This is a genomic window from Micromonospora alfalfae, from assembly GCF_022230925.1.
In the GTDB taxonomy this organism is placed as follows: Bacteria; Actinomycetota; Actinomycetes; order Mycobacteriales; family Micromonosporaceae; genus Micromonospora; species Micromonospora alfalfae.
The window spans coordinates 1-23,665 of record NZ_JAKKFH010000008.1; the positions used below are offsets into that span (position 1 = coordinate 1).

Consider the following 23,665-nt stretch of genomic DNA (forward strand, 5'->3'; position numbering starts at 1 on the left):
ACGCTGACGCCAAGCAGACCGACACGCTGCGCGCCTACATCGTCAAGACCGTTGACGACGGTAGGGCCGTGGTCGCGAACATCGCCGGCACCAGCACCGACACCAACGGCGTGAGCCACTCCTACGAGGGCGGGCACTACATCAGCGTCGTCGGCTACCACGACAACGGCACCACCGTCACCATCGCCGACTCCGCCGACCCCAACCAAGCCGCCTACCAGATCAGCGTCGAACACCTCGCCGACTGGATCGCCACCCGCGGCTACGCCACCAGCTGACACCCACACACACGCACACACGCCGAAGGGCCGGACCCCCACCACGGGGCCCGGCCCTTCGGCGACTTTTCCACCAACTGCGGCACGTATTGACAATTGTCGACTTCAGCATGAGGCTGGGGAGCAGTGAGAGCGCTCTCTCGCACCGGCCTCAACCGGCCACCACCCAGTCTGGCCAGGCACAACTCCGATGCCTTCGGCGGCGGCGCCGGAGCTGTCCCTGACCCGTCCCCGACAGGAGTCACGATGGACAGGGCCGCACCCCTCTCCGGCATCCCCCGCCGACTGCGCCTCGCCACGGCGATCGGCGCCCTGCTGGTGCTACTCGGCACGTACCTGGTCTCCGCCACCGACCGGGCCGACGCCGCCGCCGGCCGAGCCGGCGCTGACTTCGGCGCCAACGCCATCCGGGTCGCCGAGTTCCCCGCCGACTGCACCTACAGCCACCGGCTGCCGGACGACCCGATCGTCTTCCCCGGGCTGCCCGGGGCGTCGCACATGCACAGCTTCTTCGGCAGCACCGTGACGAACGCCAAGACCACCCTCCCGGACCTGGTCAACTCCCCCACCACCTGCGACCCGCGGGTGGACGTCTCGTCCTACTGGGTGCCGACCCTGTACCGGGACAACGTCGCGGTGGAGCCGGCGATCGCCACGTTCTACTACCTGGGTGAGGGCGTACGCGCCGACGTCGTCGCGAACACCCAGCCGTTCCCGCAGGGGCTGCGGCTCGTCGCCGGCAACGCGAAGGCCACCGGGCCGAACGACAGCATCGCCCGCTGGTCCTGCCTGCACGCCGGGCACGTGCCGCCGTCGAAGGACTTCGTCAACTGCCCGTCCGGCACGATGCTGGAGTCGTACCTGGACTTCCCGCAGTGCTGGAACGGCCGTGATCTCGACTCACCGGACCACAAGAGCCACCTGGCGTACCCGGTGAACCAGGCCTGCCCGAGCACCCACCCGGTGCACGTGCCCAAGTTGCGGCAGGTGCTGCGGTACCCGGTCACCGGTGACCCGTCACGGTTCCGGCTGGCCTCCGGGCCGGGCTACACGATGCACGGCGACTTCTTCAACGCGTGGCCGGTGGCCGAGCTGGCCCGCCGGGTCCAGGACTGCATCCGTCCCGTCATCAAGTGCGGTCACGACGGCCGACCGATCTGAGCGACAGCTCCACACCACGCGGCGGGTCCGGTCACCCGGGCCCGCCGCCCTGGTTGGGAAGGGAGGTCGGGTGCGCCAGCCCACGGCGTTCACGGTGCTCATCGGCGTGCTGCTCGTCGCCGGCTGTGGCGCCGGGCAACGGGACGCGGCCAGCACCGCCACACCACCCGTGACCGCGCCACCCGCGACGACCGCGCCGACGCCCACTGGTACGGCGTTCAACCCCACCGACATCGCCTGGCTGCAACTGACTGTGGCGATGACCGAACGCCTGCTGCCCGTTCTCGATCTGGTGCCGGCGCGGACCACCGACCCGGCCTGGCGGCGGACGGCCACCCAGGTGGCCACCACCCGGCGCGCCGACCTGGAGCGGGCCCGCCGGCTGCTGGCCGAGGCTGCCGCCCCGACGACGAATCCGCACGAGGGGCACGACATGCCGGGCATGGTCACGGCGCCGGAGATGACAGCGCTGCGGGCGGCCAGCGGGCAGTCGTTTCACCGCCTGCTCGCCGGGCACCTACGGGCGCATCTCGCGCAGTCGGTCCGGGTCGCCACCGCTGAGCAGCAGAGCGGAGTCCAGCCGGGGACAGTGGCGCTCGCGGCGGCCGTGGTCCGGTCCGGCACCACCGACCTCGCACGACTCGATCGTCTCGACCCCGGCTAGCCGTGCGCGCTCAGCGAGCGGTGACGATCTCGTCGAGCAGCGCGGCCAGCTCGGCCGGACGGGACAGCAACCGGTTAGTGGCGGGATTCGATCCGCCGGGTGCTGCTGCCCCGCCCGGCCATCCACCACACCGGCGACCTGGGAGAGCGGCCGGCGAGGCTCAGGCGGCGTAGCGGGCGGCGAGGTCCACGACGCGCCGGGCGGCGGCGACCATCGCCCGGTCGGCGAACCGGCCGTCGGGCAGCATCACGGTCCCCGAATCGCGCTGGTGCGCGTCCGCCACGGCGGCCAGCAGCTCGGCGGCGCGGGCAACCTCCCGGTCGGCCGGCCGGAACGCGTCGACGATCACCGGGAGCTGGCGCGGGTGGATCGCCGCACGGCCGAGGAAGCCGAGCCGTCGGCCCGCCGCGCAGGAGGCGGCCAGACCGGCGAGGTCGACGACGTCGGCGTACACCGACATGGCCGGCGGGGCCAGACCGGCCGCGCGGGCCGCGACCACCACCCGGCCGCGCGCCCAGAGCAACCCGTCGTCGTCGCTCACCCCCAGATCGGAGCGCAGGTCGGCCTCGCCGAGCCCGATCGAGGCCACCGCCGGGTGGGCAGCGGCGATCGGGTACGCGGCCTCCAGTCCGGCCGCCGACTCGATCAGCGGGTGCACTGGCACGTCGACCCGCTCGGCGAGGGCCGCCAGCGTCGCGGCCGACTCGACCTTCGGCAGTCGGAGCCCGGCCAACCCGGGTCGGCCGGCAACCGCCGCCAGGTCGGCGTCGAGGTCCGGGCCGGTCAGCTCGTTGACCCGGACCTGCACGGGCACCGGGTGCGTCTCGGCGAGGAACTCGGCGACCGCGTCCCGGGCGTACGCCTTGCGTCCGGCGACCACTGCGTCCTCCAGGTCGAGGATGACCGCGTCGGCACCGGAGGCGACCGCCTTGGCGAACCGGTCGGGGCGGTCGCCGGGCACGTAGAGCCAGCTCAACAGCATCAGAGCACTCCCCGCTCGCGCAGCGCGGCCAGCTCCTCGGCGGTCAGGCCGAGCGCGCCGAAGACCGCGTCGGTGTCCTGGCCGTGTCGTCGGCCGGCGTGCCGGATCTCGCCGGGCGTCTCGGCGAGGCGGAACGGCACGTTCTGCATCCGTACCTCGCCCAACTCCTCGTCGGGAACTGTGCGCACGGTGCCCAGCGCGGCGTACTGCGGGTCGGTGAGGATGTCGCGCACGTCGTAGACGGGCGCGACGGCGGCCTGTGCCTCCTCGCACGCGGCCACCACCTCGTCGCGGTCCCGTTGCGCCACCCAGGCGCTCACCGCCGCGTCCAACTCGTCGGCGTGGGCGGCCCGGCCGCTGCCGGTGGCGAACCACGGCTCGTCGACCAGCTCACCGCGGCCGACCAGCCGCAGCACCCGCTCGGCGATGCTCTGCGCGCTGGTGGAGACCGCCACCCAGCGCCCGTCGGCACAGCGGTAGGTGTTGCGCGGGGCGTTGTTGTTGGACCGGTTGCCCAGCCGGGGCTGGACGTAGCCGAGTTGGTCGTACCAGGTGATCTGCGGCCCGAGCATCGCCATGATCGGCTCGATGATGGCGAGGTCGACGACCTGCCCGGTGCCGGTGACGTCGCGGGCCCGCAGGGCGAGCATCACGGCGTACGCGGCGGCGAGCGCGCTCACCGAGTCGGCCAGCCCGAACGGGGGCAGTGTGGGTGGCCCGTCCGGTTCCCCGGTGGCCGCCGCGAACCCGCTCATCGCCTCGGCGAGGGTGCCGAATCCGGGCCGGCGGGCGTACGGGCCGACCTGCCCGAACCCACTGATCCGGGTGATCACCAGCCGGGGGTTGACGGCGTGCAGCTCGGCCGGGCCGAGCCCCCACCGCTCCAGGGTTCCGGGCCGGAAGTTCTCCACCAGCACGTCGGCCTCGGCGAGCAGCCGGCGCAGCAACGCCGCGCCGTCCGGGTCGGACAGGTTGAGGGTGACTGTGCGCTTGTTGCGGCCGAGCACCTTCCACCAGAGCCCGACGCCGTCGCGGGCCGGGCCGTGCCCCCGCGACGGGTCCGGCTTGGCCGGATGCTCCACCTTGATCACGTCGGCGCCGAAGTCACCGAGGAACGCCGCAGCGAGCGGCCCGGCGAAGAGGGTGGCCAGGTCAACGACGGTGACGCCGTCCAGTGGCGCGGTCACCGGGTCGCCTCCGTCGCCTCCGACAGGTCGGCCGCACAGCGGAAGCCGACCTGCTCGGAACGGGCCAGACCGGCGCCGGTGAGCAACAGCTTCACCGACACGTCCGCCGGTTGCGGGCCGCCGTCGAAATACCAGTCGGAGCCCTCCGCCCGGTACTGGGCGCCGCCCTTCAGAATGGCGAAGCGGGTACGACCGTCGGAGTGCTCGCTCTCGGTCAGGTTCCACACCAGTGGTTCCCGCCGCACGAGCAGCCCCGCCTCGGCGGCGACCTGCCACTCGTCCTCGGTGGGCAGACGCAACCCGGCCCACGCCGCGTACGCCCGCGCGTCGGCCAGCTCGACCCCGCTCACCGGGGCGTCGGCCGGGCCGGAGCCGGCGGTGAACCGCTCCGGACGCACCGGACCGTAGCCGGTGGCGCGCAGGAACTCGGCGTACTCGCCGTGGGTGACCTCGTGCACGGCGATGGCGAACCGGCCGAGGCGCACACTGCGCCGCAGCGTGCCGGGGTGGTGCAGCCGGGGCGGCAGGGGCTTCCACTCGTCGACGTAGGGCGCCTCGCCGTACAGCCCGGTCTCCCGTACCCGGTGCCGGACGACCAGGTCGTACCGGCCGCTCTCGACGGCGACCAGGCCCGGCGGCACCTGCGGTCGGGGTGCCCACGGCGTACGGACGCGCACCGCGGCCCGGGCCGGGAAGGACTTGTCGCCGGTCGGCGGCTCGTGCCGGTGAGCGGAGGCGACTCCGCGCGCCACGGCCGCGATCGCGCCGGCCGGGAGCGGGCCGCCCACCGCCAGTCGACCGTCGGCGGTCTCGGTGACTGTCAACTCGGCACCGGTGACCAGGTCGACGAAGTGCCGGTCGACGTCCGGGTCGGTGACCAGCCACGGGCCGTCGTGGTCCGCGCCCCGGTTCACCACGGTCCACAGCGGCTCGTCGTCGTGCGTCCAGCGGGACGCGTACACCTGGCCGTCGCCGGGATGGTCGGCGAGCGGCACCCAGTCCTCGGCGCGCAACCACGCCGCGTGGCTGGCCTGCACCCGGCGCATCGCCCGCAGCACAGCGCGGTCCCGCTCGTTCCAGCCGACCCAGACGCCGAAGACGCTCTCCCAGACCAGCACGCCGACGCCGTTGAGCCAGGCGGAGTGCAGCTCGTCGAGGTGGTCGCGGTGCCAGCGCCGGGTGTGGTGCAGCACGTGCCGTCGCTCGAACCACTTCGCCCGCAGCACGCCGGGCACCTCGGAGTCGGCGAACCACTGCGCCCAGGACATCGCGTGGTCGGCGATGCGGGCCAGCGGCACCCGGCTCTCGCCCTCCAGGACCATGCCGGGGCGCACCGCGTCCAGCGCGGCGCGCAACTCCCCGGCGCCCTCCTTGAGGGTGTCCAGGAAGACCCCGTCGACGCCGAGCTTGCCGGCCAGCGTGGCGACCTCGTCGGCGTCGCTGCCCGGCTCGCGCCGGGTGCCGGTGTCCCACGGGTTGTAGTCGACAAAGACCCGCACCCCACGCTGCTGGAACGCGCGCACCACATCGGGCAACTCCGGCACGTCCCGGTACCAGTCGAACTGGTTGCGGTCGTCGAGGCCGATCACCGGGTACGCGTGCCAGAGCACCACCCCGTCGAAGCCGCCGAAGTCCCGCCCGGCCGCGTCGAGGAACTCGTCGACGGTGAAGACGCCGCGTTCGTGGTCGTAGAGCGTCTCGTCCCAGAGCCAGGCCAGGCAGACGCTGAAGCAGTCACCGGCGATCTCGTCGTAGTGCTCGCCGACGTAACCGATCCGGTCCCGGGCGTCGACCCGCCACCGGGCGATCTGCTCCCGCCAGGCCGGCCAGTCGGCCGGGTCGGCGGGGGCGGCGAAGATCTTCGCCTCGTCCAGGGTGCTCAGGTCGGCGTGCCCGCCCAACGGCACCTCGGTCGGCCTGTCGATCGGGCGTGGGACGTACGGGTTGAAGCTCACTGTGCACCTCGGTAGGTCGCGTCGTAGAGGGCGTCGATGGCCGGCCGGGCGGGCAGGGCGGTGGACGCCCCGGGCCGCTGGGCGCAGGCCGCGCCGGCGGCGCAGGCCCAGCGCAGGCTGGCTGTGACGGTGTCCTCGCTGCTGGCGCCGCCGCGTTCGGCCCAGCCCACGGCGAGCGCGCCGGTGAACGCGTCACCGGCGGCGGTGGTGTCCACCGCGTCGATCTGCGGCGCCGGGACCGCGAGACGCAGGCCGTGTCGATCGGCGTACGCGGCACCGCGCGCGCCGAGGGTGAGCACCACCCGGGGCACAAGCTTCAGCAGGGCGTCGAGCAGCACCGGTGGGTCGTCGGAGGCGACCTCGGCGACGACCGCCGCCTCATGCTCGTTGACCACCAGCACGTCGACGAGGTCGAGCAGTGCGGTGGGCAGCGCGGCGGCGGGTGCTGCGTTCAGCACCACTGTGGTGCCGTCGGCCCGGGCCCAGTGCGCCGCCTGGAGCACGGCGGTCAGCGGCACCTCCAGTTGCAGCAGCAGCACGTCTGCCGCCGCGATCGTCGCCCGGTCGTCCGCGTCCAGCTCGGTCAGCGTGCCGTTGGCGCCGGGCGCTACCAGGATGAAGTTCTCCGCGTCCCGGTCGACGGCGATCAACGCGACGCCGGAGGGGCCCGCGGCGGTCCGCAGACCACTGACGTCCACCCCGGCGTCGACGAGACTCGCCCGCATCCGGGTACCGAACTCGTCGTCGCCGACCGCGCCCACGAAGTCGCAGGCCGCTCCGGCCCGGGCGGCGGCGACGGCCTGGTTGGCGCCCTTGCCGCCGGGTACGGTCCGGAAGTTCTCGCCGAGCACCGTCTCACCGGGGTGGGGCAGCCGCGACGCCGTGACCACCAGGTCCAGGTTGCTGCTGCCCACCACCGCCACCCGCGCGCTCATGCCACGCTCCCTTCCGTCGCCGGCTGCGCCAGGGCGAGGGTCCGCTCGGCCAGCTCGTCGAAGCCGATCCCGTCGAAGCCGGCGATACTGCTGGCCAGCCGATTGCGTAGCGGGGCCACCCAACGCTGCGGCAGCCCGGACGCACCGGTCAGCGCTCCGGTCACCGCGCCGACAGTCGCGCCGGTCGAGTCGGTGTCCCAGCCGCCGCTGACCACGGCGGTGATCGACCGTTCCAGGTCCCCCCGCCCGTACGCGAGGGCGGCGGCCACCAGCGCGGCGTTGTTGCGGACGTGCACCCAGTGCAGGTGGCCGTGTCGTGCGTACAGCTCGTCGACAACGCGTTCCCAGTCGTCGGTCCCCGCGCCGAGCTCACGCGCCTCCCGGACCGTGGCGGCGAACCGGCTTCCCGGCGGCAGCACCGCCTCGGCGGCGTCCAGCACCTCGTCCACCGTGTCGGCCACCGGGGCGGCGGCGGCCAGCGCCGCCGCCCAGAGCGCGCCGTGCACCCCACCCCGGACATGGCTGACCGTCGCGTCCCGCACCGCCAACTCGGCGGCGCGGTCCGGTCGGCCGGGGTTGACCCAGCCGTACACGTCGGTGCGGATCTGCGCGCCGATCCACTCCCGGAACGGGTTGTGCCGGCGGGCGCTCTGCGGCGGCGGGTACCCGAGCAGCAGGTTGCGGTAGGCCACCCGCTCGGCGGTGAAGACCCGCCCGCCGGGCAGCCAGTCCAGCCACGCCTGCGCCACGTCGGCGCTGGTGAAGCCCCGACCGTGCGTCTCCAGCACGCGCAGGGCCAGCAACGCGTAGTTCAGGTCGTCGTCCTCGGGCATCCCGTCGATGTTCTCGGCGAGGCTGGTCGGCGCGCTGCGCCGGTTCCACGGCCAGCGGGCGGCCACGTCGGCCGGGAGTCCCTTCGCTGTGAACCAGTGGCGCAGCGGCCACCGGTCGGTCGCGGTGAGGATCTCCCGGATGCCCTCGCGGGGAATCTTCTCCACCGGCTTGCCGAGCAGGCAGCCGACCGCCCGGCCGAGCCACCCGCCGTGCAGCCGGTCGTACGCGGCCTCGGTCGGCAGCGACCAGTTGGTCGGCCATCCGGCGCGCAGCGTGGCCAGGTCGTCGGCCTCGTCGGCGCTGTCGAGGGCGGGCAACGCGTCGGCGGCGTCCAGCAGCTCCGTGGCGAGGGTCCGCAGCTGCGGCGATGCCGGGGTCACCGACGCCCCGCTGACCGGTGGGGTCAGGTCCCCGCCGGCCGCCGTCCACCGCTGGGCGATCGCGGCGACGTCGCGTCCCTCGTCACGGCTGGCCGCCAGCTCGTGCGGCAGCAGGTCCTCCGGCTGAACCCAGGTGATCCTCACCGGGTCTCGCCCCCAACCCCCCGGGTGTCACCGGCGGCCAGCCCGGCGAACCGCTCCGCCCGGCGGGCGAACCGGGCCTGGTCGCGCTCGAACACCTCGCCGGCCACCGTCGCGAGGACCCGGGCCGGCTCCACAAGGTCGGTCCTGGAGGCGGTGGCGACAACGTCGGACCACTCCGCCGGCACCGCGTCGGCGCCACCGAGCGCCCCGGCGATGGCGGCGGCCATGGTGGCTGTGGAGTCGGCGTCCCGGCCATAGTTGACCGAGCCGAGCACCGCGGCCCGGAAGTCGCCGCCGGCCACCACGAGCATGCCGAGAGCCACCGGCAGCTCCTCGATGGCGTGCAGCCGGCTGGGCCGCCGCGCGCCGAGGCCGGGGCTGCGGTACTCCTCCCCCACCGTGTCGTAGGGGGCGACGGCGGCCCGCAGCGCCGGGATGGCCTGCTTCCAGTCGTGGTGGCCGCGGGCCTCCTTGACCACCGCGTCGATGGCCGCGCGGGTGCCGTCGCGGGCCAGGTCCAGCGCCGCCACGACGACGTCCTCGACACCCGCGCCGGGCGTCGCGGCCGCCGCGACCGCTGCCGCGAACACGGCGGCGGCCTCCCGACCGTAGCTGTGCTGGTGCGCGCCGGCGATCTCCACCGCCTCGGCGTACGCCCCGGCCGGGTCGCCGGCGTTGACGATGCCGACCGGGGCCATGTACATGGCCGCGCCACAGTTGACGATGTTGCCGACCCCGGCCTCGCGCGGGTCCGCGTGGGCGTGGTGCAGTCGGGTGACCAGCCACCGCTCGGCGGCTGCGAGCCGGTGGAAGGTCACCCCGTCGCGCTCCAGGTCGGGGATGTACACCACCCGCTCGATCAGGTCGGGAACCAGCAGCTCCACCACGTCGTACGCGTCGAGGTGGTCCCGTTTGGCCGCGTACGCGCGGACCAGGGCGTGGGTCATCAACGTGTCGTCGGTGATGTGCCCGTCGCCCTTGTGGTACGGCGCGAGGGGCCGCGCGGTGGCCCAGTCGGCGTGGTACGGGGGCACGATGCCCTCGACCCAGCCGCCGAAGCGGGTGCGGATCTGCTCGGGCAGCGCCGTCTCGGTGGCGCCACCCAGGGCGTCTCCGACCGCGGCGCCGACCAGGCAACCGACCGATGTGTCGAGCAAGAGTGACATGTCGTTACCTCAGAACCTGCTTGCCACCGTCGACCAGCTGCGTGCCGAGCTGATCGAGGGTGATCTTGTTGGCGAAGTACTGCTGGAGGGCCGGCGTGGCGTACTTGGTCTTCCACTCCGGGTAGCCGTCGGCCTGCTGGAACGGGGCGACGGTCAGGTCCGTGGCGCTGTCCGCGGCGACGTCCCAGCCCTGCTTGCCGGCGGTGAGCTTGACCAGTTCCTCGTTGGCCTGCTTGCCGGTCGGCACCAACCAGTCGCCCTTGGCCAGGGCCGCCATGTTGGTCGGGTTCAGGAAGTACTCCAGGAACTGCGCGGCCTGCTTCTTGTGCTTGCTGTCCTCGGAGATGGACAGCGTCTGCGGGTTGGCGGCCTGCTTGCTGGAGAGCCCCTTGATCGGGGGCAGTGTGACCCACTCGAAGCCGGCCGGCGCCTGCTCGACCATCTGCTGGCGCAGCGACACCGAGCCGGGCAGCATCACGTACTTGCCGCCGAAGAAGCCGGGCAGGGTGTCCGCGCCGCTCATGCCGAGCGCCTCCGGGGAGGCGGACTTGGCGGTGTAGAGCATGTCGTGGATCCGCTTCGGGATCTCCTTCTCCGCGTCGCCGACCTTGACCTCGGTGCGGCCACCGTCGCCGTAGAAGAATTTGCCGTCGTAGTTGAGCGCCAGGTTCAGCACCCGGTTGGTCGGCGACTTCAGCGCCCAGGCCGCGCCGTACTGGCCGGGCTTGGTGAGCTTCTGCGCGTTGGCCTGGAACTCGTCCCAGGTCCAGCCGCCGTCGGCCGGCGGCACCGCGACACCGGCGGCGTCGAGCAACTTCTTGTTGGCGATGACGACCTGCGACTCCAGCAGGAACGGCACACCGGTGACCTTGCCGTCGACGGTGGTGGTGTCCCAGATGCCCTTGTCGATCTGGCCCTTCAGGTCGTCGGAGACCAGGTCGGAGAGGTCGGCCAGGTAGCCCTGCTTGCTGAACTCGCCAATCGAGGACGCCTCGTAGTGCACGATGTCCGGCGCGTCGCCGCCCTCGAACGAGGTGAGCAGCTGGTCGTGCACCGAGTTCCAGTCACCCTGGACGTACTCGACCTGGATGTCCGGGTGCTCGGCGTTCCACTTGGCGACCAGATCCTTGTTTACCTGCAACGACTCCTTCTGCCAGGCGAGGCTGAGGAAGCGCAGCTTGGCCGGGCCGGAGGTGGCCTCGTCGTCGCCGCCGGCACCGCACGCGGTGAGCGCGCCGAGGCCGATGACCGCGACCGCGGCGCCCGCCGCGAGTCGACGGAATCGGGTACGGAGCATGGGGGTTACCTCCTTGGTGGTGGTGGTTGGGGGGACGGGTCAGCCCTTGACCGCGCCCGCGAGCGACCCGGACGAGAGCCGGCGCTGCATGAACGCGAAGAAGATCAGGCTGGGCAGTGTGGCCAGCAGTGAGCCGGCGGCCAGGGGTCCCAGCCGGGCGGTGCCCTCGATGCCGACGAACCGGGCCAGCGCCACCGGCAGGGTGGCCAACTCCGGGGTCTTGATCAGCACCAGTGCGAAGAAGAACTCGTTCCAGGCCGAGATGAAGGAGAACAGCGCGGTAGCGACCAGACCCGGGGCGAGCAACGGAAAGACCACCCGCCGCAGGACCTGCACCCGGGTGGCGCCGTCGACCGAGGCAGCCTCCTCCAGCTCCCTCGGGATGTTGCGGACGAAGCCCTGCAACATCCACAGCGCGAACGGCAGCGCCCAGACCACGTAGATCAGCACCAGCCCGGCGTGCGTGTTGGCCAGGCCGACCTGCCGCAGCACCAGGAAGATCGGGATGATCAGCAGCACGAACGGGAAGAGCTGGGACAACAGCACCCAGCCCAGCGCGGCGGTGCCGAGCTTGGAGCGGAACCGGGCGAGGGCGTACGACGCCGGCATGGCGACCAGCACTGTCAGCACCGCCGAGGCGAGGGAGACCTGGAGGCTGTTGAGCGCCGCCCGACCCAGTTCCTGTTCGGTGAACGCCTGCACGAAGTTCTGCAGTGTCGGGTTGTCCGGGATCAACGTCGGGTGCAGGCGTACCAGCTCGCGCGGCGGTTTGAACGCCGTGGAGAGCAGCCAGACCAGCGGGAACCCGAGGAAGATCAGGTAGCCGGCGAGCGCCAGGTACTGAAGCGTCCGGCTCGTGCGGCTCGGTTTTCCGAACATGTCAGTTCGCCTCCCTGAGCCGGCGACGGAGATAGACAGCGAGCAGCGCGATGATGATCACGACCATGACGTTGCCGAGCGCCGCCGCGTAGCCGTAGTTGCCGTAGCGGAACGCCTCCTCGTACGCGAAGAGCATCGGCAGCATCGTCTTGCCGCCCGGTCCACCGGCGGTGAGCACGTAGACCAGGCCGAACGAGTTGAAGTTCCAGATGAAGTCCAGCGAGGTGATCGCCACGATCACCGGCGCCAGCGCGGGCAGCGTGACGTGCCGGAACCGGTGCCAGGTACTCGCCCCGTCCACCGCCGCCGCCTCGTGCAGCTCGCGACCCACGCCCTGCAGGCCGGCGAGCAGGACGACTGTGGTCTGCGGCATGCCCGCCCAGACCCCGACGATGATCACCGCGGGCAGGGCGGTGCTGAAGTCGCCCAGCCAGTTCGTCCGCAGTCCGTCAGCGCCGATTCGGTGGAAGAACTCGTTGATCAGGCCGGCGTCGGGGTGGTAGACGAGCTTCCACAGGATGCCGACCACGACGGGCGGCATCGCCCACGGCACGACGGCCAGCACCCGCGCCACACCTCGGAACCGCAGTTGCTGGTTGAGCAGCAGCGCCAGCCCGAGGGCGAGCAGGAACTGCAACACCGTCACCCCGACCGCCCAGAGCAGGCCGATCTTGAACGAGTTCCAGAACAGCTCGTCGCCGAGGAGTTCCCGGTAGTTGGCCAGGCCGGTGAAGCTGACCTCGACGTTGCGCCCGGCGCGGGCGTCGGTGAAGCCGAGGTAGATGCCGCGCAGCAGCGGGAACACCGACAGCACCACGATCGGCAGCAGCGACGGCAGCAACAGAAGATAGATGGTGGTGCGGTCGGAGCGGAACCGGTTGCGCCGGCGGGCCGGGTCGGCCCGCTCGACGTCCGGCCGCTCGGCCAGGGTGGTCATGCGGTCACCCCTTCGCTGGACGGGTGGGTGGTCGGTGGGCCGGCGGCGGGTCGAGGGGCCGGCACCGTCGCCGCGCTGGACGCGCGGACGACGAGGTTCGGCGGCACCTGCTCGCGTCGCGGCGGCAGTGTGGCGTCGGCAATGCGTTGCAGGAGCAGTTCGGCGGCTCGGCGACCACGCTCGGCCGAGCCGAGCGAGACGCTGGAGAGCTGGGGAAACATCATCCGGGCCAGTTCGGTGTCGTCCATGCCGACCAGTGCCACGTCCTGCGGCACCCGACGACCGGCGACCAGCAGGGCGTGCAGCGCGCCAACCGCGATGAGGTCATTGGCGCAGACCAGGGCGTCCGGGTCGGCGCGGGCGAGCAGCCGCTCGGTGGCGGCGCGGCCGGCGGCGTACTGGAAGTCGCCGACCTCGATGAGCGCGGCGTCGAGCGGAATGCCGTGTCCGGCCAGGGCGGCCCGGAATCCGGCGTCGCGGGCGGCGCCGGGGACGGTGTCGAGCGGGCCGTTGACGAAGCCGATCCGCCGTCGGCCGGTGGCGACGAGATGGTCCACGGCCAGCGCCACACCGTGCCGTGAGTCGGTACGCACGTTGTCGATCGGGGCGTCCGCGCCGAGCTGGCCGACGACCACCACGGGCACCGGACTGTCCACCAGCGCGGTGAGGTGGTCGTCGGTGACCCGGATCGGCGAGACGATCATGCCGTCCACGTAGCGGTTGGCCAGCCGACGCAGCAGGGCGGTCTCGTTGTCGATCCGCCCACCGGTGGCGTGCACCAGCAGTTGCCGCCCGGAGGACGCGACAACTGCCTCGATGGCCCGCATCATCTCCACGTAGACCGGGTTGCCGATGTCCTCCACGGCGAGCGCGACGAGACCGGTGCGCTGGGACTGCAACGACCGGGCGATCGCGTTGGGCACGTAGCCGACCTCGGCCGCCGCCTCGCGAACCTTGCGGATCGTCTCGGGGCTGCCGCCGACGCCGTTGAGCACCCGCGAGGCGGACGCGATGGAGACGCCGGCGCGGGCGGCGACGGTGTGCACCGTGGGCCGACCGTCCGCCGGTTCCTGTAAACGTTTACGACCCACGTCCGGCACCTCCACCCGATAGCTGTAAACGTTTCCGGGGAGTCTGCTCCGCAAGCGCCAGAGAGGTCAACCCCCCGTTACGAAAACGTTTCCAACCACCCCACCCCCACCCCGTTGATCATGAAGTTATTGCCGCGACACGCCGCCGCGGAGGGCAATAACTTCATGATCAACCGTCAGAGCAGAGGGGTGGGGGTAGGGGGAGGTGTCGGGATGGCCAGCGGGAGCGGAGTCTGCGGTCGTGGCTGGCCACCACGATGGCACCCGGGCCGGTGCCCAGGGCGTCCTCCAGTTCGTCGCTCAGCGTCGGCGACAGGTGGTTGGTGGGCTCGTCGAGCAGGAGCAGCTCCGGCGGATCGGCGACGAGCACCGCCAGGGCGAGCCGTCGGCGCTGTCCCACCGACAGGTCGGCCACCGGGCGGTCGAGGTCCGCCGGGGCGAGCAGCCCGAGAGACGACAGCGGTACGACAGCGGCCCGCTCCACGCCGACGGCCGCGTCGAAGACCTGCCTGGCCGTGCGCCGCGCATCAGCGAAGACGGTGTCCTGGGCGAGCAGGCCGACCCGCAGCTCCGGTCGCCGCCAGAGCGCTCCGGCACCGGTCAGGTGGCCGGCGAGCACGGCGAGCAGGGTCGACTTGCCCGTGCCGTTGGGGCCGGTCACCAACAGCCGGTCGCGGGACCTGATCTCCAGGTGCGCCACCCGCAGTCGGCCGGGAACCTCCAGCCGGTCCACAGTGACGATGACCCCGTCACTGTCCCCGACGGCGAGCGCCGACGCGTGGAAGCGCAACGGATCCGGCGGCACCGGAACGGGGTCGCGCTCGATCGTCTCCAGTCGACGGACGGCGTCGCGGACGCGACGGGAGATCTGGTTCTGAACGCGGCCGGCGGTGTGGCCGTACCCCATCTTCTCGCTGTCGCGCGGGCCGCGGCCGTGGGCGACCTGGTGCCCGGTCACGGCGGCGGCCTCGCGCAGGTCGGCGAGGAGCGCCTGCTCGTCGTCGTAGCGCCGACGCCACCGTTGCGCCTCGGCGCGCTTCGCCGTCAGGTACGCGGTGTAGCCACCGCCGAAACGGACCGGCCCGTCGACCGCCGGGTCCAGGTCGATGAGATCGGTGCAGACCGCGTCCAGGAACGCCCGGTCGTGACTGGCCACCACGACCACCCCCGGCATGGCGCGGAGCTGGTCCTCGCAGAACGCCGCCGCCGCGTCGTCGAGGTGGTTGGTGGGCTCGTCGAGCAGCAGCGCACTCGGCCGGCGGATCAGCACCGCCGCCAGGGCGAGCCGGCCGCGTTGCCCGCCGGAGAGCGCGCCCAACGTCCGGTCGTGGGGCAGACCGCCGAGGCCGAGGCCGTCGAGGACCGTCCGGGCACGCCGGTCGGCGTCCCAGGCGTCGCGGTCCTGTGCCCGTTCCAGAACCTCGCCGTAGGCAGCCAGCAGCCCGTGGTGCTGCTCGGTGCCCTCCGGCGAGTCGGTGAGCGCGACGCCGATCCGGTCCAGTTCGGCGAGGTCGGCACGGGCCTCGCACAGCGCGTCGTCGAGGACCGCGGCGATGGTGGTGGAGGGATGGAAGGGCAGCTCCTGGTGCAGGAAGCCGACGTCCGGCGGGCGGGTCACGGTGCCGGAGTCGGGTACGTCGACGCCGGCCAGGATCCGCAGCAGCGTCGTCTTGCCGGTGCCGTTCTCACCGATCAGGCCGATCCGGTGGCCGGGTGCGGCGGTCAGGGAGAGGCCGTCGAGCACCCGGCGGTCGCCGCGGACCCGCACGAGGTCATGGGCGATGAGAGCAGGTCGAACAGACATGGGGGACCTCGGAGAAGGACGATCCGGGGCGCACACCGGCACCCCGGCGGAGCAGGACATGACGACGGAGGCCGCGGCGACAAAGGCGCGATCACGCGCCCGTCGGCGGCCGGTCCGGGTGCTCACCCGGAGATGTCGTCGTCACCTGCCACGCCTGCTCCGATCTCCGACAACTCGGGCGCAAGAATAACTCGGCGTCGCTGGCTTCGGTTCAGCTCCCGCCCATGCTCGACGAGCTGTTGTCCGACGAGTTGCCCCGGCGGGACGTGTATCGGCCTGCCAGTCGCCCGGCCCGAGCGCGACGCCCCAGCACACCGATGATCACCAGCAGCAGGCCGGCGAAGATCACGACTCCGCCGCCCACCAGTGCCGCCGCCGTTCCTGCTGACATGACCGACCGCCTCTCTCCGACTGTGACCGGTACGGCCAGACGAGCAGATCCTGACACGGTCAGGCCGTTCGGGCACCGGCCCGCAGCGAGTCGATGGTGAGGTCGAGGACGGCTTCGAGGTGGTCGGTCTTTCCGGTGGAGAGCAGCAGGAGGACGCCGCCCTGGATGCCGGCGAGCAGCGCCGCGGCGGAGCGGTCGGCGTCCACCTCCGAGGCGATGTCCCCGGTCGACTGCATGTGCCGGATGCCGTCGACGATCGCGTTCTGCCAGCGCCACATGAGCCCGGTCACGATTGCCTGCGCGCCCGGCGCCCGCCGCCCGGTCTGGCCGAGGAGACCGTTGAGCGGGCATTTCACCCCCTGCGCGCGGTAGCGCTCGATCAGCCGCTCGCGCCACGCCAACCAAGCCGGCCAGGACGTCAGGTTGCTGAGCATCGGCTCCTGGTCGAGCAGGACCTGGTCGGCCTCGTGCTGGGCCACCGCGAGCAGCAATCCCTCCTTCCCGTCGGGGAAGTAGTGGAAGAGCTGGCCCTTGCTGGTGCCGGTGTGGGCCATCACGTCCTCGAGGCGGACCTCGTCGACGCCGCGCTCACGGATCTCGGCGGCCGCACCGGCGACGATCCGCGCCCGGGTCGCCTCGCCCTTGCGGGTCAACGCCCGTGTCATGAGAACTCCTGTTCTGGACCTGGGGGGTCCAACCCTACGTCGGATTTTGGACTTGCAGGTCCATTTTTGCCGAGCAAAGGTCTGGAACACGCGGTCCGCAACGGGCCGACACCACGATCGGGAGGGCACCACCGTGAACCACTACTACCTGCTCGGGCGGTCCGGTCTGCGGGTGAGCCGGCTGGCGCTGGGCACCATGAACTTCGGCGTCGACGGGTTCCACGCCGCGTACGGCAAGACCGAGGAGGAGTCAGAGCCGATCTTCCGCCAGTATCTGGAGGCGGGCGGGAACTTCATCGACACGGCGGACTTCTACACCGCCGGGGAGAGCGAGAAGATCCTCGGCCGCCTGATCGACCGGGCCGGCGTCCGCGAACGGCTCGTACTCACCAGCAAGTTCACCAACACCGTCGACCCGGCCGACCCGAACGCCAGCGGCAACGGCCGCAAGCACATCATGCGGGCCGTGGAGGCGTCGCTGCGCCGGCTCGGCACCGACTACATCGACCTGTACCTGCTGCACACCTGGGACCGGATCACCCCGGTCGAGGAGGTCGTGCACACCCTCGACGACCTGGTGCGCTCCGGCAAGATCCGGTACGCCGGGCTCTCCGACGTACCGGCCTGGTACGCGGCCCGCGCGCAGAGCTACGCAGAGGCGCACGGCCTGGCCCCAATGATCAACATGCAGCTCCCGTACTCGCTTGTCGGCCGGGGCATCGAGGCCGAGTTCGTGTCGATGGCCCAGAACCTGGGCATGGGCCTCACCGCGTGGAGCCCGATCGGCGGTGGCCTGCTCAGTGGCAAGTACCGACGGACCAGCGAGGGCCTGAGCGGGACCGGCCGGTTGACCAACCCCAGCGCCGCGGGTCGGGAGATCAGCCCCAACGACTGGAAGGTCATCGAAGCCCTCGAGAGCGTGGCCACCGACCTGGGTCGCAGCATGGCCCAGGTCGCGATCAACTGGGTCGCCACCCAGCCCGCCGTCGCCTCGGTGATCATCGGGGCGAGCAGCGCCGAGCAGGTCAGCAGCAACTTCGAGGCGCTCGACTTCGAGATCCCGGCCGACGCCCGTCGCCGGCTCGACGAGGCCAGCGCCCCGGACCTCGGGCTGCCGTACGGCATGTTCACCCCGCAGTACCAGTCCTGGGTGGTGAGCCCCGGCCTCGGCATCGGCGACAAGCCGGCCGGCTACGCCCCGCCGGTGTTCAACGCCGCCGCCGGGCCGACCAAGTGAAGGGACCGGACATGACACAGCGCAACAACACCCTGGTTCGTGAGTTCGTCGAGGCGTTCAACACCAAGGACGCGGACCGCCTCGTGCCCTACCTGCACCCCGAGGTCGTGTTCCACGCGTACGGCGACCAGCAGGTGCGCGGCCGGGACGCGGTCGTGGAGGTGTGGCGCGGCGTCTTCGGGACGTTCGCGGAGGTCCAGTTCGCGACCGTGCACCAGGCGGTCGACGGCGATGTCGTGATCGCCGAGCAGGTCCACGGCCTCGGGCTGCCGGGCCGGCCGGTGGCGCCGGTCATGAACATGGCGATCTACGAGATCCGCGACGGCAAGATCGCCGCCTGGCGTGACTACACCAACCCGGAGTACGCCCAGAAGCTCGTCACCGGCTGACCCGCCCGCGTGCCCCCGGCCACGAACCCGCAGCACCGGGCCACGGCCGCGGGCACCCCCTTTTGCCGCAAATCCCGCTGGAGGAAGACATGCACGCGATCCGAATGCACGAGTACGGCGGACCGGAGGTGCTCCGCTACGAGGAGGCACCCGTGCCGGTCCCCGGTTCCGGCGAGGTCTTGATCAAGGTCGCGGGCACGTCGTTCAACCCGGCGGACGCCGTCATCAGAGCAGGTGTCCTGCACCATTCCCATCCCGTCCGGATGCCGCACATCCCCGGCACCGACGTCGCTGGCACGATCGTCGAACTCGGCCCGGGTGTCACCGGCCACGCGGTCGGCGACCGGGTCATCGCGGCTCTGCCGCGACCGGCGGACGGCGCCACCGGTGAGTTCACCCTCGCTCCGGCGGCGCTGGTGGTCCCCGCGCCAACGAGCATCCCGCTCGCCGACGCCGCCGCCCTGCCGATCGCCGGGCTCACCGCCTGGCAGGGCATTCACGACCACCTGCGGGTCCGGCCCGGCCAGCGCATCCTGGTCAACGGCGCGGGCGGTGGCGTCGGTCGGTTGGCCGTGCAGTTCGCCAAGCTGGCCGGCGCGACCGTTCTGGGAGTGGCGGGTCCCGCCAGCATCACGGCAGCCCAGTCGGCCGGCCCCGACCAGATCCTGGACTACACGGTCGACCGGCTGACCGGGCCGGTCGACGCTGTGTTCAACACGGCTCCCATCGACGGGTCCGGCCTGAATCGGCTCGTCGCCCTCATTGCGCCGGGGGGTCGTCTGGTCTCCATCACCTCGTCCGCGGCAACGGACCCCCGCCGCGCGGTGCACGCGATGGTCATGACCGTCCGCTGGGATCCCGCCCACCTCAACGAGATTGCCCGCCGGGTGGACGCCGACGGGATCTCGCCAGGCGTCAGCGAGCGTCTCCCGATGGCCGAGATCGTCGAGGTACACCGTCGCCACGCCGCCGGCCGCCTGTCGGGCAAGGTCGTGCTCAGTCACTGAACGAGGGGGTCCGCTACCTGCTGCGGCCAGCGGTCGCGCAGGGACGCCGCCAGCTCCCTGCGCGACCCGATGCCGAGCTTGGTGAAGACCTTGCGCAGGTGCCACTCGACCGTACGCGGGCTGAGGAACAGCGCGGCGCCGATCTCCGGGTTGGTCCGCCCCGCGACCGCGAGACGCGCGATCTGCGCCTCCTGTGGAGTGAGCTCGACGGGTACGCCGAGGGTTCGCTTGCGGACCGTCTCGCCGGTGGCGAGAAGTTCCCGGCTCGCGCGCTCGGCGAAGCCCTCCGCGCCCATCGTGGCGAACGCCTCGTGCGCGGCACGCAGCTGGGTCCGGGCGTCGGCGCGACGGTTCTCCCGACGCAACCACTCGCCGTAGAGCAGCCGGGCCCGGGCCAGTTGCAGACCGAGCTGGCCATCCGTGAACCGCTCGACCGCCTCGCGGTACCGGTCCTCGGCTCTCCCCGACCTTCCCGTCAGGGCGTCGGCGAGGGCCTGCACGCCGAACGCCCAGCCCGTGCCGGCTGCGCCGGTACGCTCCGCGAGGCGCTCGCTCGCCTCGGCGGCCACCTCCGCGTCCCCGGCGCGTACGGCGGCCTCGACCAGCTCGCCGAGCGTCCAGTTGTACACGGCGAGATCCTCGTACTCAGCCGCCTGCCGTGCGGCTTCCAGCGCGCCGGGATAGTGGCCGAGCCCGTTGGCCAGCACCGCCCTGGCGTAGCCGGCCAGGCCGAGCAGGCGGCCCTCGCCACGTGCGTCGGCGTCCTTGACGGTGGCGTCGATCAGCTCCATCGCGGGCAGCTCCCGGCCACGGTGGGCGGCCAGGGTGAGCGAGGCGGACGGATGCACGGCCATCCCGGTGGCCTGGCCGAGGGCATCGGCCTCGTCGAGCAGACCGGCCGCGTCGGCGAACCGACCCGCGAACACCAGAGCACCGGAGCGGAACGACAACGCTGTGGGCAGCAGCGACAGCGCACCGGTGGCGCGGGCGAAGCCGACCGCCCGCTCGGTGAGCCGGAGCCAGGCAGCGTCGTCCCACACCTCGTGCGCGACCGGTCCGGCCAGCCAGAGCAGATGTAGGTTCTCGTCCGCCGTCATGGTTTCGAGAGCCCGGCGGAGATGCGGGACGGCGGACGCGTACCCGTCGAGGGTCCATGCCGTGAGGCCGGTCAGGAACAGGTCTGCCGGCTCGTCACCGGCCGGCACGCCGCGGGCCGCTGCGGCTGCCCGACGCAGGTTGCCGCCACCGAGCCGACCGGCGTGCACGGCGGCACCCACCGCCGAGAGGTACGTCAAGCGTGCCGTCGGGGAATCCAGGCCCTCAAGCCGGCGGGCGGCCGCGAGCAGTGGTGGACCCGCCGCGTTGCCGGGGTTGAGCGCGAACGCGACCTGAGCCCGCAGACGTTCCACCCCGGCCTGCTGCAACGGTTCGAGTGGACCCAGCTCGGCGGCCGCCAGCAGGCCCGGGACCTGTTTCAGTTCCCCGGCGTCCAACCGGGCCCGCGCCGCGCCCAAGGCCCGTGCGGCGCGCGCCTTCGGGTCCGAGGTCAGCTCGACGGCGCGTTCGAGGAAGGACGCGGCGGCGGACCGGCCGCCCCGGGCGAGGGCGCGACCGGCCGAACGCTCCAGTTCCGCAGCGACCTCCTCGTCGGGTCCAACGGCGGCGTGCGCCCGATGCCAGGCGCGGCGGTCGGGGTCGTGGTCCAGGTCGGTCGCCTCGGCGAGCGCACGATGCACCTCACGCAGTTCGGCGGCCTCGGCCGACCGCCACACGGCCGAACGCACCAGCGGGTGCCGAAACCGCACCCTCGTCCCCAACTCGACCAGGCCGGCGGCCTCGGCCGGCGCGGCGGCGTCCGGTCCGACCCCCAACCGCTTCAGGGCGCGCCACAGCAGCGTCACGTCGCCGAGCGGCTCGACCGCCGCAGCGAGCAGGAGTCGACGAGTGTCCGCCGGAAGCGCCGTGATGCGCCGCCGGAAGCCCTCCTCCATCCGGCTCACCAGGGGCGTTGCGGCCTGTCCGCCGAACCCGAACGCTAGCTCCGCCGGTGTCAGGCCGCGTGGCAGCTCGAGCAGGGCGAGCGGGTTGCCGCGCGTCTCGGCGACGATCCGGTCGCGAACCCGGTCGTCCACCGGGCCGGGTAGCACCGAATCCAGCAGCGCCCGCGCCTCCGCGGCCGGCAAGCCGTCGACCCGCAGCTCCGGCAGGCTGCCGAGGATCTGTTCGTCCCCCGGGCTGCGGGAGGCGAAGACCAGCGCGATCGACTCCTCGTCCAGCCGGCGGGCGACGAAGGTGAGGATGACCTCCGACATTCGGTCCATCCACTGCACGTCGTCCACGATGCAGACCAGTGGCCGTTCCGCTGCGGCCTCGGCGAGCAACCCGAGGACGGCGAGCCCGATGAGCAGCCCTTCCGGTGGCTCGCCGAGGCTCAGCCCAAAGGCGGTGGCGAGGGCGAGCCGTTGTGGCTCCGGCAACCCGTCGAGGTGTCCGAGCAGCGGTGCGCAGAGTTGCTGAAGCGCCGAGTACGCGATCTCGGACTCCGGCTCCACCCCGGCGGCCCGGGTCACCCGACCGGCCGACGGGTGCTCGCTGAGGTAGTCCAGGAGCGCGCTCTTGCCGGCACCCGCCTCACCACGAAGCACCAGCACCCGGCTGTGCCCGGCGCGGACGTCACGCAGGAGCCGGTCGAGCGTGTCCCGCTCGCGCCGACGCCCCCGCAGCGCGGAAATCTCGGTGTTACTCGGCACGTCATCCTCCCCGGCGGAGGGTACACCGAGTGAGATCACCGATTCCGGGTCCGGCCAGCTCAGAGGGCGGTCCCCCGCGCGTCGCCTGCGCGAGGGACCGCGCGGAAGTCAGGCGCCGAGGCCGGCGGTCCGGGCCATGTAGTCGGCGTACCAGATCGGCCAGTCCGCGTCCTCGTGACCGAGTTCCGCCTCGTGCCGGCCGTGCGCCGCGGCGGCGTCGCGCAGGGCGTGCTCCACCTCGGGCACCGAGCCGTAGACGACGTGGGTGATCCGTCCCGGTTGCCGCACGGTGACCTCCTGGAGGACGAAGCCGTTGCCGTCCGGGTCGTTGAACGACGCGAACGACCCGTACGAGCGTCGCTCCGGCTGCGGGCCGGTCACCCGGTCGCGCGTGCCGGCGTGGTGGAACACGCCCCCGGCGTCGTGGAAGACCTCGCTCACCTCGATTCCACGGGCGACCAGTTCCGCGCGGGCGGCGACCACGTCGTCCACCACCAGGTGTATGCCCTGCACCGATCCCGGTGCTGCGCCGGACACCCCGTCACCAATGATGATCGAGGACGCCGAGCCGGGCGGGGTGAGGTGTACGACGCGAAAGCCGTCCGGGGCGACGTAGTCGACGTCCTGCCGGAAACCGACCTTGTGATAGAAGTCCCGGGCCCGGTCCACGTCCGAGACCGGCAGGACGATGACCTCAAGCTTGAAATCCACGATCTTCACTCCTTTGTGGCACCGGACGCCGTTTGTCGTCCGGTGTTCACCGTCGCGCCCAGGACCCACCGGTCGCCCCAGGGACTACCCCTGGCCAGCGCCCTGGGGTCGCTGGGCCAGCGCGCTGAAGGCCAGGTCGGTCGGAGGCCAGTGCCTCGGCCAGGGTGTCTCCCTGGGGCGATCCGGCGGCACGGCCGGGAGAGTCATCGGGGTAACCGACACGACCGGCAGAAAGCTGACACTCGGATGTCTCCCCTCTTTCGCATCTACCTCGTCCGTGGCCTCGTGGCGATCGCCTGGGCCGCCGGATTCTCGACCGTCAGCGACTCGCTCACCGCCATCACCGTGGTCCTCCTGATCGCGTATCCGCTCATCGACGTGGTGGCCTCGCTGCTCGACGCCCGCGAGGACCCTGGCACCCCGGCCCGCAAGCTGCAGATCTTCAACACCACGCTCAGCGCCCTGGCGGCACTCGCCCTGGGGCTGGCGGCAAGCAGCGGGATCGGCGCCGTGCTCTTCACCTTCGGCGTCTGGGCGATCGTCTCCGGCGTGGCCCAGTTCACCGTCGCCATCCGCCGCAACAGCCCCGAACTCGGCCGCCAGTGGCCGATGCTGATCGCTGGCGCGCTCTCGGTCATCGCTGGCGCGACCTACCTGCCCGCCGCCCTCGGAGCGGAGCCGAACCTCAGCATGCTGATCGTCTACACAGCGGCCGGCGGTGTCTTCTTCGTCCTGCAAGCCGCGAGCCTCGCCTGGCGGCAGCGCCGACAGACCGTCCGGGTCTGACCAACCGACGCCGTGGTGGCAGGGGCTCACCTGCC

Annotated in this window: 22 protein-coding genes; 7 read left to right on the forward strand and 15 right to left on the reverse strand. The window is 72.3% G+C overall.

Annotated features, from left to right (window positions below):
- From MED01_RS06690 to MED01_RS06700, 3 genes are all read left to right on the forward strand, one after another.
- A partial coding sequence (locus MED01_RS06690) for a C39 family peptidase (RefSeq protein ID WP_238667624.1) occupies window positions 1–278 on the forward strand: 278 nt, incomplete at its 5' end.
- Window positions 279–524: 246 nt separating this feature from the next.
- Complete coding sequence (locus MED01_RS06695; RefSeq protein WP_238667625.1) at window positions 525–1,439, forward strand: DUF1996 domain-containing protein; 915 nt, start codon at window positions 525–527, stop codon at window positions 1,437–1,439.
- A gap of 70 nt (window positions 1,440–1,509) precedes the next feature.
- Window positions 1,510–2,103, forward strand: a complete 594-nt coding sequence (locus MED01_RS06700; RefSeq protein ID WP_238667626.1) for a DUF305 domain-containing protein — start codon at window positions 1,510–1,512, stop codon at window positions 2,101–2,103.
- A gap of 160 nt (window positions 2,104–2,263) precedes the next feature.
- Here the strand turns inward: MED01_RS06700 and MED01_RS06705 are convergent, their stop codons facing one another.
- The 13 genes from MED01_RS06705 to MED01_RS06765 form a co-directional block, all read right to left on the reverse strand.
- Window positions 2,264–3,085, reverse strand: a complete 822-nt coding sequence (locus MED01_RS06705; RefSeq protein WP_238667627.1) for an HpcH/HpaI aldolase/citrate lyase family protein — start codon at window positions 3,083–3,085, stop codon at window positions 2,264–2,266.
- Window positions 3,085–4,272 carry a CaiB/BaiF CoA transferase family protein gene (locus MED01_RS06710; RefSeq protein ID WP_238667628.1) on the reverse strand — a complete coding sequence of 396 codons (1,188 nt, stop codon included), beginning with the start codon at window positions 4,270–4,272 and terminating at the stop codon, window positions 3,085–3,087. The genes MED01_RS06705 and MED01_RS06710 overlap by 1 nt, the downstream gene beginning before the upstream one ends.
- Entirely contained in the window at window positions 4,269–6,227 is a 1,959-nt protein-coding gene (locus MED01_RS36020) for an SUMF1/EgtB/PvdO family nonheme iron enzyme (RefSeq protein WP_238667629.1), read from the reverse strand. The genes MED01_RS06710 and MED01_RS36020 overlap by 4 nt, the downstream gene beginning before the upstream one ends.
- Window positions 6,224–7,162: a ribokinase gene (locus MED01_RS06720; protein ID WP_238667630.1), complete on the reverse strand. Its 939-nt coding sequence runs from the start codon at window positions 7,160–7,162 to the stop codon at window positions 6,224–6,226. The genes MED01_RS36020 and MED01_RS06720 overlap by 4 nt, the downstream gene beginning before the upstream one ends.
- A complete protein-coding gene (locus tag MED01_RS06725; protein ID WP_238667631.1) occupies window positions 7,159–8,520 on the reverse strand; it encodes an ADP-ribosylglycohydrolase family protein in 1,362 nt (453 codons plus the stop codon). The genes MED01_RS06720 and MED01_RS06725 overlap by 4 nt, the downstream gene beginning before the upstream one ends.
- Window positions 8,517–9,686 (reverse strand): ADP-ribosylglycohydrolase family protein, encoded by a 1,170-nt coding sequence (locus MED01_RS06730; protein ID WP_238667632.1) that lies wholly within the window; start codon window positions 9,684–9,686, stop codon window positions 8,517–8,519. Before MED01_RS06730 ends, MED01_RS06725 begins: the two co-directional genes overlap by 4 nt.
- Window positions 9,687–9,690: 4 nt before the next feature.
- Window positions 9,691–10,983, reverse strand: coding sequence for an ABC transporter substrate-binding protein (locus MED01_RS06735; RefSeq protein ID WP_238667633.1), 1,293 nt, complete (start codon window positions 10,981–10,983; stop codon window positions 9,691–9,693).
- A 39-nt stretch (window positions 10,984–11,022) separates the two neighbouring features.
- The gene (locus tag MED01_RS06740; protein ID WP_238667634.1) at window positions 11,023–11,862 is read right to left on the reverse strand and encodes a carbohydrate ABC transporter permease; all 840 of its coding nucleotides are present in this window, start codon (window positions 11,860–11,862) and stop codon (window positions 11,023–11,025) included.
- Between the two features lies 1 nt (window position 11,863).
- On the reverse strand, window positions 11,864–12,799 hold the full coding sequence (locus tag MED01_RS06745; protein WP_238667635.1) for a carbohydrate ABC transporter permease: 936 nt from the start codon (window positions 12,797–12,799) through the stop codon (window positions 11,864–11,866).
- Window positions 12,796–13,890 carry a LacI family DNA-binding transcriptional regulator gene (locus MED01_RS06750; RefSeq protein WP_238667636.1) on the reverse strand — a complete coding sequence of 365 codons (1,095 nt, stop codon included), beginning with the start codon at window positions 13,888–13,890 and terminating at the stop codon, window positions 12,796–12,798. Before MED01_RS06750 ends, MED01_RS06745 begins: the two co-directional genes overlap by 4 nt.
- Before the next feature lie 169 nt (window positions 13,891–14,059).
- Complete coding sequence (locus tag MED01_RS06755; RefSeq protein ID WP_238667637.1) at window positions 14,060–15,694, reverse strand: ABC-F family ATP-binding cassette domain-containing protein; 1,635 nt, start codon at window positions 15,692–15,694, stop codon at window positions 14,060–14,062.
- 211 nt (window positions 15,695–15,905) lie between these two features.
- A complete protein-coding gene (locus MED01_RS06760; RefSeq protein ID WP_238667638.1) occupies window positions 15,906–16,085 on the reverse strand; it encodes a hypothetical protein in 180 nt (59 codons plus the stop codon).
- 59 nt (window positions 16,086–16,144) lie between these two features.
- Entirely contained in the window at window positions 16,145–16,750 is a 606-nt protein-coding gene (locus MED01_RS06765; protein WP_238667639.1) for a TetR/AcrR family transcriptional regulator, read from the reverse strand.
- Between the two features lie 133 nt (window positions 16,751–16,883).
- On the opposite strand from MED01_RS06765, the gene MED01_RS06770 reads away from it, so the two are divergent.
- From MED01_RS06770 to MED01_RS06780, 3 genes are all read left to right on the forward strand, one after another.
- Window positions 16,884–17,987, forward strand: coding sequence for an aldo/keto reductase (locus MED01_RS06770; RefSeq protein ID WP_238667640.1), 1,104 nt, complete (start codon window positions 16,884–16,886; stop codon window positions 17,985–17,987).
- 11 nt (window positions 17,988–17,998) lie between these two features.
- Window positions 17,999–18,376 (forward strand): nuclear transport factor 2 family protein, encoded by a 378-nt coding sequence (locus tag MED01_RS06775; RefSeq protein WP_238667641.1) that lies wholly within the window; start codon window positions 17,999–18,001, stop codon window positions 18,374–18,376.
- Window positions 18,377–18,465: 89 nt separating this feature from the next.
- Window positions 18,466–19,383, forward strand: a complete 918-nt coding sequence (locus MED01_RS06780; protein WP_238667642.1) for an NADP-dependent oxidoreductase — start codon at window positions 18,466–18,468, stop codon at window positions 19,381–19,383.
- Here the strand turns inward: MED01_RS06780 and MED01_RS06785 are convergent.
- The gene (locus MED01_RS06785) at window positions 19,377–22,133 is read right to left on the reverse strand and encodes a helix-turn-helix transcriptional regulator (protein ID WP_238667643.1); all 2,757 of its coding nucleotides are present in this window, start codon (window positions 22,131–22,133) and stop codon (window positions 19,377–19,379) included. The genes MED01_RS06780 and MED01_RS06785 overlap by 7 nt on opposite strands.
- A gap of 108 nt (window positions 22,134–22,241) precedes the next feature.
- Window positions 22,242–22,844, reverse strand: a complete 603-nt coding sequence (locus MED01_RS06790; RefSeq protein WP_238667644.1) for a VOC family protein — start codon at window positions 22,842–22,844, stop codon at window positions 22,242–22,244.
- A gap of 246 nt (window positions 22,845–23,090) precedes the next feature.
- Here MED01_RS06790 and MED01_RS06795 point away from each other — a divergent pair, with 246 nt between their 5' ends.
- Entirely contained in the window at window positions 23,091–23,630 is a 540-nt protein-coding gene (locus tag MED01_RS06795; RefSeq protein ID WP_238667645.1) for a DUF308 domain-containing protein, read from the forward strand.
- Window positions 23,631–23,665: the final 35 nt, after the last annotated feature.